We start from the raw sequence: 13,637 nt of genomic DNA on the forward strand, positions 1-13,637 counted from the left end.
ACGGGGGACACCACTCCTTCGGACGCGAGCGCCCGAACGGATGCGGCCGGTTCAGCGACGCGGAACGCGCAGGGCGCCGAGCTCCTCGTTCAGGGTGTTCAGGAAGCGCAGGGCCACGGCGAGTTCGTCGGCGTCGAACCGCTCCCGCGTCCGCTCCGCGGCCTCCGCGAGCGGCATGAAGTAGCGCCGGGCGGCGGCCTTCGCCCCCTCCTCGTACCGCACGTGCACCACCCGGCGGTCCGCGCTCTCCCGCGACCTGCGGATGTGCCCGGCCTTCTCCAACCGGTCGAGGCACGCCGTCACCGCGCCCGACGTCAGACCGAGATGCTCCCGGAGCCGCCCCGGCGTCAGCGGCTCGGGACTGTCCAGGACCACGGCCAGCGCCTGTACGTCCGTCGGATGCAGCCCCTGCGCCTGGGCGAAACCGTGCACCAGGCGGTTGATCTCGCCCTGCGTCCGGCGCAGCGCGACGGCGAAGCTCTGCAGGTCACCCGTCACGCCCCCGGGGGCGGCGGTAGCGTCTCGGTCTTCTTCGCTGGGCACGCGTCCAGCCTATAGACGTCGTTCCCGTGCATCCGTCCGGGCCGCGGACGGAGAAGAATCTTCCAGGGCACCGCCCCGCGCGGGGCCGCCGCGACCACCCCGGGGACGGAACGGAGCACATCCCATGACGACGCATCCCAGAGGGCTCTGCCTGGTGACCGGCGCCGGCGGCTACATCGGCGGACGGCTGGTGCCCGAGCTGCTCGCGGCCGGACACCGCGTCCGCTGCCTCGCCCGCACCCCCGCCAACCTGCGGGACCACCCGTGGGCCGACCGGGTCGACGTGGTGCGGGGCGACGTGACCGACGCGGCGAGCCTGCGCCCCGCGTTCCGCGACGTGGAGGTGGCCTACTACCTGGTGCACTCCCTGGGAGCGGGGCACGGGTTCGAGGAGACCGACCGGCTCGCGGCACGGACCTTCGCCGAGGAGGCCCGCTCGGCGGGGGTGCGCCGCATCGTGTACCTCGGCGGCCTCACGCCCGCCGGCGTCCCCGAGCGGGAACTCTCCCCGCACCTGCGCTCACGGGCCGAGGTCGGGCGGATCCTCCTGGAATCCGGCGTCCCGACCACCGTGCTGCGGGCCGCCGTCGTCATCGGTTCGGGCTCCGCCTCCTTCGAGATGCTCCGGTACCTCACCGAACGGCTTCCCGTGATGGTGACGCCGAGCTGGGTCGGCACCCGGGTCCAGCCCATCGCCGTCCGCGACGTGCTGCGCTACCTGGTGGGCAGCGCCCGGATGCCGCCGGAGGTCAGCAGGGCGTTTGACATCGGCGGCCCCGACGTCCTCACGTACCGGGAGATGATGATCAGGTACGCGCGGGTCGCCGGACTGCCCCGGCGGCTCATCGTGCCCGTCCCGATGCTCACCCCGCGCCTCTCCAGCCACTGGATCGGACTCGTCACCCCGGTGCCCGCGGCGCTGGCCCGCCCGCTCGCCGAGTCCCTGCGGGTCGAGGTCGTGTGCGCCGAGCACGACATCTCCGACCACGTCCCCGACCCGCCCGGCGCCCCCTTGTCCTTCGACCGGGCCCTCGCCCTCGCCCTCCAGCGGGTCAGGGAGGCCGGCGTCACGACCCGCTGGTCCTCCGCGTCGCTGCCGGGCGCCCCCAGCGACCCGCTGCCCACCGACCCCGACTGGGCGGGCGGCAGCCTCTACACGGACGAACGGGAACGGACCGTCGACGCCGGACCACGGGAGCTGTGGCAGGTCATCGAGGGCATCGGCGGCGAGAACGGCTGGTACTCCTTCCCGCTGGCCTGGGCCGTACGCGGCTGGTTCGACCGGCTCGCCGGGGGAGTGGGGCTGCGCCGGGGCCGACGCGACGCCCAGCGGCTCCGGGTCGGCGACGCCCTCGACTTCTGGCGGGTCGAGGAGATCGAACGGGGCACCCTGCTCCGCCTGCGGGCCGAGATGCGCCTCCCCGGGCTCGCCTGGCTGGAGATGCGCGCCGAACCCGACGGCACGGGCCGCACCCGCTACCGCCAGCGCGCCCTCTTCCACCCCCGGGGCCTCGCGGGACAGCTGTACTGGTGGAGCGTCGCGCCCTTCCACGCCGTCGTCTTCGGCGGCATGGCGAGGAACATCGCGCGGACCGCCGAGAAGGCCGCCGAGCAGGGCACGGAGAAGGACGCGGAGAAGGGAGCGGCCATGGGCGGGGCGGTGGGGGCGGAGAAGGGCGCGGGCGCCGGCCCGGGCCTGTCCGGTGGCGGGTGACGGGCCTCCGCCGACGGGGAGCCGTGGGCTGCCGCATCCGAGGGACGGCCGGGGGCGGAAGGGGAGTGCAGCAGACCAGCACGCACAGCACGTCAGCACACCAGCCCACCGGCTGCGCGCAGCCCCCGTGGCCCGCCCGCCCGGTGGCCGATCGCCGGGAGTGGCGCCATGACCGTCTCCGTCGTCCTGTTCACGTCCGACCTGCGCCTGCACGACCACGCACCCCTGCGCGCCGCCGTGGACGCGGCGGACGAGGTCGTGCCGCTGTTCGTGCGGGACCCCGCCGTGGACCGGGCGGGGTTCGCGGCGCCCAACCGGCTCGCCTTCCTCGCGGACTGCCTGGCCGACCTCGACGCGGGCCTGAAGGAGCGCGGCGGCCGACTCCTCGTCCGCGGCGGCGACACCGTCACCGAGGTGTGCGCCGTGGTGCGGCGGGCGGAGGCCGACGAGGTCCACATGGCCGCGGGGCACTCGGCGTTCGCGCGCGGCCGGGAGGCGCGGTTGCGGCGGGCGCTGGAGTCCGTCGGATGCCGCCTGTACGTCCACGACGCCGTGACCACCGTCGTACCGCCCGGCGACGTCACCCCGCAGGGCTCGGACCACTACGCCGTCTTCACCCCGTACCTCAGGCGCTGGTCGGCCGAACCGCTCAGGACTCCCCTCGCGGCCCCGCGGGCGGTGCGGGTGCCGGGCGGACCGCGCTCCGAGGCGCTGCCGAAGCGATCCGCGGTGGCGGACGTGTCCGAAGGCCTCGCCACGGGAGGGGAGACGGAGGGCCGCCGGAGGCTCGGCGCCTGGCTGTCCCGGCACGCCGACTCGTACGAGACGGGCCACGACGACCTCGCGGGCGACGCGACCTCGCGCCTCTCCCCGTACCTCCACTTCGGCGCGGTCTCGGCGACCGAGGCCGTCCACCGGGCGCGGGCCCGCGGCGGGGCGGGTGCCGAGGCCTTCGTACGGCAGCTCTGCTGGCGGGACTTCCACCAGCAGGTCCTCGCCGCGCGTCCCGAGACGGCCGTCGAGGACTACCGGCCGCGGCTCGACCACTGGCGGCGCGGCGCGCGGGCGGAAGCCGACCTGCAGGCGTGGCGGGAGGGCCGGACGGGGTACCCCGTGGTGGACGCGGCCCTCCGCCAACTCGCCCACGAGGGCTGGATGCACAACCGGGGCCGGCTGCTCGCCGCCTCCTTCCTCGCGAAGACGCTCTACATCGACTGGCGGGAGGGGGCCCGCCATTTCCTTGCCCTCCTCGTGGACGGCGACGTCGCCAACAACCAGCTCAACTGGCAGTGGGTCGCCGGTACGGGCACCGACACCCGCCCCCACCGCGTCCTCAACCCCGTCCTCCAGGGCCGGCGGTACGACCCCGACGGCGCCTACGTCCGCCTCTGGGTCCCCGAGCTCACCGAACTGCCCGGTGCCTCGATCCACGAACCCTGGCGGCTGAAGGGCCTGGACCGCGCCTCGTACGACTACCCCGACCCGATCGTGGACCTCGCCGACGGCCTCGCCCGCTTCCGGCACGCGCGCGGCCGGGACTGACCCCCCGGCCACGGGCGGGGCCGGGGGCGTGTCGTCGGGCGGGGCACGGCCTGCGTCGTCGGGAAGTCGTCGGAGAGTCGTCGGGGATACGACGCACGAACGATGCGACTTGAGGTGCCCGCACCCCCGGCCGGACGCTGGGTGGGCCGGGAGCACCGAGCTCCGGGAGGACGAGGAGCAGCCGCCATGACCACGACCACGTACCCGCTCGCCCGTCCGGTCCCCCCGTCGGTGTCCCCGCACGCCTCCCCGTCCCTGGACACCCTTCCCGCCCTCCTCGGCCTCCGCGCGTCCCCCTTCCCGCACGTCGCCCCGGCCGCGTACGGAGCGGCACGGCACGAGGTCGGGACGGCAGCGCACGCGGGTGGGACGGCACGGCACGAGGTCGGGGCGGCAGGGCGCGAGGTCGGCGCGCTGTCGGACGAGGAGATCGGTCGGGGGCTCGTCCGGGGCGACGAAGAGTGCCTCGCCCTCGCCCATCGGCGGTGGAGCCGGCTCGTCCACACCCTGGCGGCCCGTGTCCTGGGTGACGCGCGCGAAGCCGAGGACGTCACCCAGCAGGTCTTCCTCGCCGCCTGGCGGGGACGTGCCGGGTACCGGCCCGAACGCGGACCCGTACCCGCCTGGCTGGTCGGCATCGCCCGCCGCAAGATCGCCGACGCCCTCACCGCACGGACGCGCCGACTCGACCTCGTCGCCGCGGCGGGCGCGGCCGTGCAGACCGCCGTCACCGCGCAGGGGGACCCCGAGCGGGTCCTCGACCGGATCGTCGTCACCCGCGAACTGGCGCGCCTGCCGCGCGACCAGCGCGACGTGCTGACCCTCGCGTTCTTCGGCGACCTCACCCAGGTGCAGATCGCCCACCGGACGGGGCTGCCCCTGGGCACGGTCAAGAGCCACGCGCGCCGGGGCCTCCAGCGCATGCGACGGGGCCTGGCGGCAGCGGGCTGAGCCTGCCGGGAGCGGTCCCCGCCACCGTCCGCGGACGAGCCGCCCGTACGCGCACGCGTGCCGCCTCCGCACCCCGGCGGGTGCCCTACTTCCTACCCGTACGCGCACGCGTGGTCCCTGTCCGTATCCGAAGTCGCGCGAGTGGCCCGGGCCCGTATCTGACGGACCGTGCGACCTGGCAGACTGCGGCTCCCAGGCTCGACTCCCCGGGTGCGAGGGGACCGCCCACGGCGGCGAGCGGTGAAGCGACGGATGGAGGCCTCATGGCGCAGCGGCCCGGTGACGCGGCCTGCACGGCCCGGACGAGCGGGGACCACCCCCGGCCGTACGGGCGACGGGCGACCGGGACGGGTGCGCGATGACGGGATGCCGGACCCGCAGGGCCGAGGCGGGCAGCCTCGTCGTCCGCAGCGCACCCGAGGCGCCCACCGCGGCCGTGCTGCTGCTCCACGGAGGCCGGGCCGACGGCCCGGAGCCGCCGCCGGCACTCAACCTCCCCGCGCTGCGCATGCGCCCCTTCGTCGCCGCGGTCACGCGCGCCGTCCGGGGCCGGCACGTCCTGGTCGCCGAGGTGCGGTACGGCCACCGGGGCTGGAACGGCGACCGCGCCGACGCCGCCCGGGACGCCGAGGCCGCCCTCGCCCGGCTGCGCGAGGAGGCGGGCCCGGTGCCCGTGGTCCTCGTCGGGCACTCCATGGGCGGGCGCGCCGCGCTCAGGACCGCCGGCGACCCGGCCGTCCGCGGTGTCGTCGCCCTCGCGCCCTGGTGCCCCGCCGGCGAACCCGTCGACCACCTCGGCGGCCGCCGGCTCTACCTCCTCCACGACGAGGCCGACCGCGTCACCTCCGCCCGCGAGTCCTGGGACTTCGTCCGCAGGGCGCGGGCGGCCGGCGCCGACGCGGCGGGCATCCCGATGCCGATCGGAGGCCACGCCATGCTCCGCGGCGCCGGCCTCTGGCACCGCCGCGCGGCCGAACTCACCGCCGCGCTGCTCTCCCACGGCTGAGGACGTCGCCGGGGCGTCGCCCCCGACACGGCTCCCGACGCCGCCCCCGACGCGGTCCCCGGCCGACACAGGTCCGGGCGGGGGCACAGGGGCGTCTCGGGTCACAGGGACGTGCGGGTCACAGGGCGGTCGCCGACTCGACGGGAGTCCCGCCGTGCCGGCCGTCCTGGCGCGCGTACAGGAACACGTCCCGGTACCCGGACCCGATCCGCAGGCCGTCCCGCACGAGCCGTTCGCGTCGGAAGCCCGCGCGCTCGGCGGTCCGTACGGAGGCCGTGTTCCACGGCTCGACGTGCAGTTCGAGCCGTGTGAGCCCCAGGTCCCGCTGCGCCCAGTCGGCGACGGCCCGCAGCGCGGCGAGCGCGGCGCCGTGCCCCCGCCCCGACGCGGCGACCCAGTAGCCCACCGACGCGCGATCGGGCTCCGGCCTGGACCACAGTCCTACGTTGCCGACGGGCCGGCCGTCGGGGGCGACGACGACGAACGGGTACCCCGTTCCCGTGGTCGCCCGGCCCCACTGCCGCTCGACGAACGCGACCCCCTCCGGCTCGGTGTACGGCGACGGGACCGTCGTGATCAGCGGGATGTAGTCGTCCGCCGCCGCCTCGCGCACGAGCGGCAGATCCGTGAGCCGCCAGGGCCGCAGCACGAAGCCGTCGGCGGCGGCGAGTTCGGGGACGACGAGGGGGTGTTCCATCGGGCCATGGTGCCGGGGTGAGGGAGCGGACGCACCCGGATTCCGGCGGTGTGCGCGGGCTCGGGGAAGACCGGGCCGGATCGTCCGCGCCCGGTCGGTCGTCGGGGCTTCACCCGGTGTCAGAGGGGGCTGTGGTGGTGGCCGTGGTGGTGGCCGTGGTCCGTGGTTCCGGGTAGAGGCGGGCGAGGACCGTGAGCGCCTCGCGCAGGCCGGCCGGGCGCGGCATGCCCGCCGCCGTGGTGCGGCCGGCCCAGCCGGGGCCGGCGAGCACCACGAGGGGGCAGGTCCGGGCCCCTTTGACTCCGAACGCGCTGCCGGCGACGTGCCGGGCGAGCGCGTGGTGCGCCGTGGAGCGCGACTGCGACCAGAGGACGACCGCCGCGGGCCCCATGCGCCGTACGGCCGCATCGAGTGCCTCTGCGGGGACGGCGGCGCCGAACATCCGGGTCGGCAGGCCGAGTTCGCCCAGCCCCGCCGCCAACGCCTCCAGCGGCAGGGTGTGCTGCTCGCCGGGGACGCACGCGAGGAGCACCGGCGGCGCGGAGGCCACGGAGCCGCGCCCGGGGCTCGCGGTCAGCCGGAGCGCGGTCGACACGTGCCAGGACAGCAGGTGCTCCACCTCGACGTACCGGTCCCCGGAGGACTCCCACTTCCGCCCCACCGCGTGCAGCGTGGGCGCCATCACCTCCTCCCAGGCGGTGACGAGCCCGTGCTCCGCCACGACGTCCCGCAACATCACGTCCAGGGCCGGGCTGTCCAGCCGCACGGCGGCCCGTGCCAGTCCCCGGCACTCCCGGCGCACGTCACCGAGCGGCAGGCCGTTGCCGGAGCCGGGCTGCCGGGCGGGACGGCGGGGGGCCGCCCCGGCCGATGCCCGGTCCTGCGGCCCCTCCCGGTCACGCCGGGCCTCCCGCGCCGCTTCCGCGGGAGGCACTCCGGAGGCCGTGAGCCGGCACATCTCCTCCAGCATGGCGATGTCCGCCGGGGTCCACCGCCGGTGCCGTCCGCCTTCGCGTGTCGCGGGACCGATGCCGTAGCGCCGGTCCCATGAGCGCAGGGTGGTCGGCGACACCCCGAGGCGCCGTGCCACCGCACCGGTCGTGACGCCGTGCGTCGTGTCGGACATCTCTCCAGAATACGACGCACGAACGATGCGAGGGCGGAAGCGTCCGGGTTCGGCCGACGGATCCGCCCGGGTTCGGGCGGCGCGTCTGCTCCGGGTTCGGTCGGCAGGTCGGTCGGAGTCGGCGCGTCCGCCCGGGTTCGGACGGAGCCGACGGCTTCGGTCGGCCTGTCTCCCCGGGTGTCAGCCGGTCCGGTCGGCCCTCTCGGCCGCGAGGAGGTCCGCGCAGACCGCTCGGGTCGCCTGGTGGACCGCGCGGGCGAGCCGGGCGCCCCAGAGGGAGCGCGGGCCGGCGAAGGCCTCGGCGCCGGGGCCTGTGGCGGAGGGGGCGGCGACGCAGACGGCGTCCGTGGGGGTGCCGGAGGCGTCGGCGCCGAGCTCGACGAGGGCCTGGGTCTTCGCTTCGGTGGCGGTGGCGACGGCGTTCACGAGGGCGGCGTCCGTGAGCGGTACGGGGAGCGACACGATGATGTTGATCGTTCCGGGGCGCGGGGGTGCGAGGTCACCGGCCGCCGGTGCGGCTGCCCAGCCGCGTACGCCGATCCCGGCGGTCACCACGGCCTGTGCGCCGCCGTCCGCCGCGTGCCGCCGGTCCGCGACCGAGGCCGCCGTCATGAGGCCGACGCCGACGCCTTCGAGTCCCGCGCCGGAGGCCAGGTCGCGGAGGTGGGCGACGGGGTCGAGCCGGCCGTAGCCGGGCGGGACCTGGGCGTTCAGGACCCACGCCCGCTCGCCGATGCCGCCGCCGAGGACGGCGCTCGACACCATCCGCACGCCCGGCCCCGGGGCCCAGACGAGGAGCGGCCACTCCTGACCCTGCTCCGTGTGCGCCAGGAGCGCGGCGTCGGCCAGGGAGCGGCTGGTGAGGAGGGTTCGCGGAAGCACCCCACACCCTAACGCGCGGTGTCCGGCGCGAACGCGCGGTGCGGTCGGGTCCTGCGCGGTGCGGGCACGGCCCGGCGGGGATGCGGACCGGTCAGGGTGCGGCCCGGTGGGGGAGGAGCGGCGCGGCGGTGCCGGGCGGGCGCTCGGAAGGGAAGGCTCAGGCGGGCCGGGCCGGGAGCCAGCCGTGCTGGACCGCGCGGACCCCCGCCTCGAACCTGCTGCGTGCGCCCAGCCGTTCCATCAGGTCGGTGGCGATCCGGCGTGCCGTGCGCTGCGAGACGCCGAGCCGCTTGGCTATCGCCTCGTCCGTGAAGCCCTCGGAGAGCAGCCGGATGGTGGTGGCCTCCGGGCCGGTGAGGCCGTGGGAGTCGCGGGCTCCCACCTGCCCGAGCGGCTGTGCGGCAGCCCAGGTGGTGTCGAACAGCGCGCACAGCGCGGTGAGGGTGCCCTGTCCGGTCAGGACCACGGCGCCGGCGGCCGTGTCGTCGCTGTTGACCGGAATGACGGCGGTCGAACGGTCGGTGATGATCATCCGGGTCGGCAGGACCGGGGACGTACGGATCTGCGCGCCGCGCTCCGACAGCCAGTGGACGTACTCGACGGTGTGCGGGCTGTTGCGCGCGCTGTCGAGGTAGATCGTCCGCATCCGGATCCTGCGCTTCAGTAACGCCTCGTTGAGCGGACGGGCGGCCTCGATGGACTCCGGCGTGTGGGCGCCGTCGGGCGCGAAGGTCATCACCTCGGTGGTCGTCTCGCGGGTGAGCCGGGCGAGGCACTCCCGGATCCGGTCGAGGCCGACCAGCTGCTGCACGCCGGGGCTCGGCGCCTGCGGCCGCAGATCGGCGAACTCGGCGATCAGTTGCGCGGCGGCGGCCCGCGAGGTCTCCACCCGCTGCTGCTGGGCGGCGAGTTCGGCCTGCTGGCGGGCCATCAGGATCTCCATGCCGAGGTCCGGCGAGACGGCCCGGATCCGGCCCTCCTCGTCGGCGGAGGGCCGTACGAGCGCCAGTTCGCTCAGCAGGTCGAGCGCGTCCCGCACCTGCTCCTCGGTGAGGTCCGTGTGTCGCGCCAAACCGGTCACACCGTCCTGTGGACGGGCCAGCATCGCGCGGTAGACGGATTCCGCGCGCGCGTCGAGACCCAGTACGGCCAGCATCTCCAACCCCCCAGCAGGACTTGACCGGCAACCCTTGTCAGGCGACGCGATCATGCCATAAGGGTCGTCGGGCGGTCACCCTCCGTTCGATGTCTGGCCGGAAGGGTCCAAAGGCCCAAACGGTCCGGTGCGCCAGGGTGCCGCGAGTCCGGCATTCCTGATTGGGTCGGGTGCATGTATCTCATCCACGCGAGCCTGAAGGCGCTCGGTGGCGCTGCGGTCCTGCCGCCTGACATCCGTGCTCTCGTCCTGGGCCAGGCCCTGCCCGAGGAGCGCGTCGAGCACGTGTCGGTCCACGCGCACGCGCAACCCCACCCCGTCCTGGGGCTGTACCTCCGGTCGAACGGGCTCCTGGAGGCGGAGGCGGCGGCGCGCGCGATCTGCCTGCGCGCCCTGCTCAACTGCCCCGAGCTCACGGGATGGACCCTGCTCGATGCCCAAGTCCCCCTGGTCGCGCCCGTCTTCGAGCAGATGCTGTCCTCTTCCGGGCCGCAGACCGAGTGATGGACGGAAAGGTCCAAGGCCGATTCGGTCCACCGGGAAGCCCTTCCGCCGCCGCCGGGCGGCGACGAAAGTAGTGGTCGCCGGCAGGGAACACCGACCGGCAGGCAGGAACCGGGAACGCATCACCGCGGGATGACGACCGGTTCGGCCCTTCCGAAGCATCCGACACAGCAAAGGACTTCAGCCATGATCCGCACCCGTATCGCCGTGGCCGCCGCGGTCGCCGCCCTCGCCCTCGCCGCCCCGTCCGCCGCCCTCGCCGCCGACTCCGCCACCGGAGCGGCCACGGCGAGCGTCACCGCGGCCACCGCTCCGGGCGCGGAGCCCGTCGTCGTCACCACCGACGACATGATCTGGCAGTAGGCCCTCGCGCCGGTCGGAGCAGTCCTGGGCTTCCGACCCTCCGCCTCCGGCCCCCACCCCCGAGGCCCTTCACAGCCGGCCCCACGCCCGCGGCCTTCCGCCCTTGGCTCCACGCCCTCGGCCCTCCGCCCGCGGCCCCATGCCCTCGGCTCTCTTCCGGGCCCCGGCCCGACTGGGCCTCCTCGGCTCCACCTCCACCTCGACTGCCCCGGTCCCCCCTGACCGCTGCTCCTGCAGGGCAGCAGTCATCGCGGACCGTGCGCGCCCTACCGACTTCCCATCAGCAGCACCCAACCCAACCCAAGGATGTGTCATGTCCCTGTCGCTTCGTACCCGTCGCACCCTCTCCGCCGCCGGCGTCACCCTCGCCACCGTGGGCTGCGCCTTCAGCCTGATCACCGTCCCCGCCTTCGCCGACACGACCGCGCAGGCCGCCGCCCTGGCCCGGGCCCAGGTCGGCGACAACGCCTGCTCGACGAACTCCCTCGGCGGCAGGGGCTTCTTGACGAGCTGCAACACCTCGACCGGTACCGAGGCGGAGCCCTGGTGCGCGGACTTCGTGAAGTGGGTCTGGAAGAACTCGGGCTTCAACGTCAACGGGACGGACGCCCGCGCCTCCTCCTTCTACTCGTACGGCCAGGCCAACGGCACCCTGCATACGTCGTCCTCGTACCAGCCCCAGGTCGGAGACGCCGTGGTCTTCGAGTACGCCAACGGCTGGGCGCAGCACGTCGGCATGGTCACCGCCGTCCACGCCGACGGCTCGATCATGACCACCCACGGCAACTGGAGCGACCGGGTCGCCGACGTCGCGGTGAGCGCCTCGCAGAAGCACGTCGGTTCCACCCCGGGCTCCATCGGCCAGCGCATCAGCGCCTACGTCACACCGCTCGGCGCGACCCCCGCCTCGTACAGCAAGGGCGACCGCGACTTCACCGGTGACCTCAACGACGACCTGCTCGGTGTGAGCGCCAGTGACGACAAGCTCCGCATGTACGCCGGAAACGGCGACGGCGACTTCGCCTCGCACGAGGTCGGCCCCGGCTGGGGCGGCATGGACAAGATCAAGGCCGCCGACTTCAACAACGACGGTGACGGCGACCTGGTGGCCCGTGAAGCCTCGACCGGGGACCTGTACCTCTACCTCGGCAACGGCAACGGCGGCTTCAAGTCCACCGTGAAGATCGGCACCGGCTGGAACTCGATGTCCGACTTCGTGGCCGGTGACTTCACGGGTGACGGCAAGGCGGACATCGCGGCGGTCCGCAAGGACGACGGCAGCCTGCGGCTGTACTCGGGCACGGGCGCGGACGTGACGTACACCAAGCAGATCGGCAGCGGCTGGTCCGGCATGTCCAAGCTCGCCGCCGGCGACTTCAACGGCGACGGCCGCGCCGACCTCGTGGCGCAGGTCAACTCGACCGCAGACCTGAACCTGTACGTCGGCACCAGCACCGGCGTCGCCCCCGCGATCCAGATCGGTCAGAACTGGGGCGGCATCGACAAGCTCACCCTCGCCGACATCGACAGCGACGGCCGCGCCGACGTGGTCGCCACCATCGCGAGCACCGGCGACCTCTACCTCTACAAGAGCCAGAGCAACAGCCTCAAGGCCGGCGTGAAGGTCGGCCAGGGCTGGGGCGGCATGAGCCACCTCATCTGACCGGCATCCGGCCGGGGCCCCGGGGGCCCGTCCTTCCCGGACGGGCTCCCAGGGGCCACGCCTCTCCGCCCCGCGCCTCTCCGCCCCGCTCCTCCCTTCCGCCCCTCCCACCCTCCGTCGCCTCCGCGCCGTACGAGATGAAGGTCTCCCTCGCCATGACTCAGCACGCCCTGCGCCGCTCCGCCCTGACGCTCCTCGCCGCCTCCGCCCTCAGCGCCCTGATCCCGCTGGCCGCCGCGGCCCCCGCCTCCGCCGCCTCCGTCGCCACCTGGGACAAGGTCGCCGCGTGCGAGAGCGGCGGCAACTGGTCCATCAACACCGGCAACGGCTACTACGGCGGACTGCAGTTCTCGAAGTCCACCTGGGACTTCTTCGGCGGCGGCGCCTACGCCTCGTACCCTCACCAGGCGTCCAAGACGGAGCAGATACTCATCGGCGAGAAGGCCCTCGCCGGCCAGGGCGAGGGCGCCTGGCCCATCTGCGGACCGGCGGCCGGCCTCGGCTCCGACGACCGGGACCCGTACCCGACCCAGCCCGCAGTCCAGCGGGACCACGACTACACCGGCGACGGCAACGACGACCTGCTGGGCGTCAGCGCCGGCGACGACAAGCTGCGCCTGTACGTCGGCAACGGGGCGGGTCAGTTCGCCTCGCAGGAGGTCGGCCCCGGCTGGGGCGGCATGGACAAGGTCAGGGCCGCCGACTTCAACAACGACGGTGACGGCGACCTGGTGGCCCGTGAGGCCTCGACCGGGGACCTGTACCTCTATCTCGGCAACGGTGGCGGGGGCTTCAAGTCCACCGTGAAGATCGGCACCGGCTGGAACTCGATGTCCGACTTCGTCGCGGGTGACTTCACGGGTGACGGCAAGGCGGACATCGCGGCGGTCCGCAAGGACGACGGCAGCCTGCGGCTGTACTCGGGCACGGGCACGGACGTGACGTACACCAAGCAGATCGGCAGCGGCTGGTCCGGCATGTCCAAGCTCGCCGCCGGCGACTTCAACGGCGACGGCCGCGCGGACCTGGTCGCCATGGCCAAGGCCACGGGCGACCTGAACCTGTACGTCGGCACCAGCACCGGCGTCGCCCCCGCGATCCGGATCGGTCAGAACTGGGGCGGCATCGACAAGCTCACCCTCGCCGACATCGACAGCGACGGCCGCGCCGACGTGGTCGCCACCATCGCGAGCACCGGCGACCTCTACCACTACGCCAGCATGAGCAACAGCCTCAAGGCCGGCGTCAGGATCGGGCAGGGCTGGGGCGGCACGAGCCACCTCGTCTGACCCGGCACGCCACCGCACCCGAGAAGCCGCCCCGCCGCACAGGCCGGGCGGCTCCTCCTTTCGCTCAGGCTGGTCGCAGCTGGTCGCCGCCGAGCAGGCACGCCGCACCGGGCAGGTCGTACGGCTCTGATTCCCCGTGCCCGCGATCACCCTCGGTTACTATGCTCACTTCATGCCGGAGGCCGGCGGCAAGGGGCGCGG

At 74.5% G+C, this 13,637-nt stretch carries 13 protein-coding genes; 8 read left to right on the forward strand and 5 right to left on the reverse strand.

Annotation, left to right across the window (positions count from 1 at the left end; all coding sequences use genetic code 11):
* Positions 1 to 51: 51 nt before the first annotated feature.
* A complete protein-coding gene (locus tag ACFCY7_RS16735; protein ID WP_376485526.1) occupies positions 52 to 543 on the reverse strand; it encodes a MarR family winged helix-turn-helix transcriptional regulator in 492 nt (163 codons plus the stop codon).
* Between the two features lie 124 nt (positions 544 to 667).
* Between ACFCY7_RS16735 and ACFCY7_RS16740 the strand changes: the two genes are divergently transcribed.
* The 4 genes from ACFCY7_RS16740 (at position 668) to ACFCY7_RS16755 (ending at position 5,756) form a co-directional block, all read left to right on the forward strand.
* Positions 668 to 2,257, forward strand: a complete 1,590-nt coding sequence (locus ACFCY7_RS16740) for an SDR family oxidoreductase (protein WP_376485529.1) — start codon at positions 668 to 670, stop codon at positions 2,255 to 2,257.
* A 168-nt stretch (positions 2,258 to 2,425) separates the two neighbouring features.
* Positions 2,426 to 3,799, forward strand: coding sequence for a cryptochrome/photolyase family protein (locus ACFCY7_RS16745; protein WP_376485531.1), 1,374 nt, complete (start codon positions 2,426 to 2,428; stop codon positions 3,797 to 3,799).
* Between the two features lie 414 nt (positions 3,800 to 4,213).
* Positions 4,214 to 4,750: a sigma-70 family RNA polymerase sigma factor gene (locus tag ACFCY7_RS16750; protein ID WP_376485608.1), complete on the forward strand. Its 537-nt coding sequence runs from the start codon at positions 4,214 to 4,216 to the stop codon at positions 4,748 to 4,750.
* Positions 4,751 to 5,108: 358 nt separating this feature from the next.
* The gene (locus ACFCY7_RS16755; protein ID WP_376485533.1) at positions 5,109 to 5,756 is read left to right on the forward strand and encodes an alpha/beta fold hydrolase; all 648 of its coding nucleotides are present in this window, start codon (positions 5,109 to 5,111) and stop codon (positions 5,754 to 5,756) included.
* Between the two features lie 118 nt (positions 5,757 to 5,874).
* On the opposite strand, the gene ACFCY7_RS16760 is transcribed toward ACFCY7_RS16755, so the two are convergent.
* The 4 genes from ACFCY7_RS16760 to ACFCY7_RS16775 all read right to left on the reverse strand — a co-directional run bounded on the left by ACFCY7_RS16760 (position 5,875) and on the right by ACFCY7_RS16775 (position 9,617).
* Complete coding sequence (locus ACFCY7_RS16760; protein WP_376485536.1) at positions 5,875 to 6,453, reverse strand: GNAT family N-acetyltransferase; 579 nt, start codon at positions 6,451 to 6,453, stop codon at positions 5,875 to 5,877.
* Between the two features lie 109 nt (positions 6,454 to 6,562).
* A complete protein-coding gene (locus ACFCY7_RS16765; protein WP_376485539.1) occupies positions 6,563 to 7,579 on the reverse strand; it encodes a MerR family transcriptional regulator in 1,017 nt (338 codons plus the stop codon).
* 180 nt (positions 7,580 to 7,759) lie between these two features.
* Positions 7,760 to 8,461, reverse strand: coding sequence for an adenosylcobinamide amidohydrolase (locus ACFCY7_RS16770; protein ID WP_376485541.1), 702 nt, complete (start codon positions 8,459 to 8,461; stop codon positions 7,760 to 7,762).
* Between the two features lie 157 nt (positions 8,462 to 8,618).
* A complete protein-coding gene (locus tag ACFCY7_RS16775; protein WP_376485543.1) occupies positions 8,619 to 9,617 on the reverse strand; it encodes a helix-turn-helix domain-containing protein in 999 nt (332 codons plus the stop codon).
* Between the two features lie 174 nt (positions 9,618 to 9,791).
* On the opposite strand from ACFCY7_RS16775, the gene ACFCY7_RS16780 reads away from it, so the two are divergent.
* The 4 genes from ACFCY7_RS16780 (at position 9,792) to ACFCY7_RS16795 (ending at position 13,436) form a co-directional block, all read left to right on the forward strand.
* The gene (locus ACFCY7_RS16780) at positions 9,792 to 10,121 is read left to right on the forward strand and encodes a hypothetical protein (RefSeq protein ID WP_376485546.1); all 330 of its coding nucleotides are present in this window, start codon (positions 9,792 to 9,794) and stop codon (positions 10,119 to 10,121) included.
* Between the two features lie 186 nt (positions 10,122 to 10,307).
* Positions 10,308 to 10,484 carry a hypothetical protein gene (locus ACFCY7_RS16785; RefSeq protein ID WP_376485548.1) on the forward strand — a complete coding sequence of 59 codons (177 nt, stop codon included), beginning with the start codon at positions 10,308 to 10,310 and terminating at the stop codon, positions 10,482 to 10,484.
* Positions 10,485 to 10,797: 313 nt separating this feature from the next.
* Positions 10,798 to 12,147: an FG-GAP-like repeat-containing protein gene (locus ACFCY7_RS16790; RefSeq protein WP_376485551.1), complete on the forward strand. Its 1,350-nt coding sequence runs from the start codon at positions 10,798 to 10,800 to the stop codon at positions 12,145 to 12,147.
* Positions 12,148 to 12,302: 155 nt separating this feature from the next.
* Positions 12,303 to 13,436 carry a transglycosylase family protein gene (locus tag ACFCY7_RS16795; RefSeq protein WP_376485554.1) on the forward strand — a complete coding sequence of 378 codons (1,134 nt, stop codon included), beginning with the start codon at positions 12,303 to 12,305 and terminating at the stop codon, positions 13,434 to 13,436.
* Positions 13,437 to 13,637 lie beyond the last annotated feature (201 nt).

This window comes from Streptomyces sp. NPDC056361, from assembly GCF_042262805.1.
Taxonomy (GTDB): Bacteria; Actinomycetota; Actinomycetes; order Streptomycetales; family Streptomycetaceae; genus Streptomyces.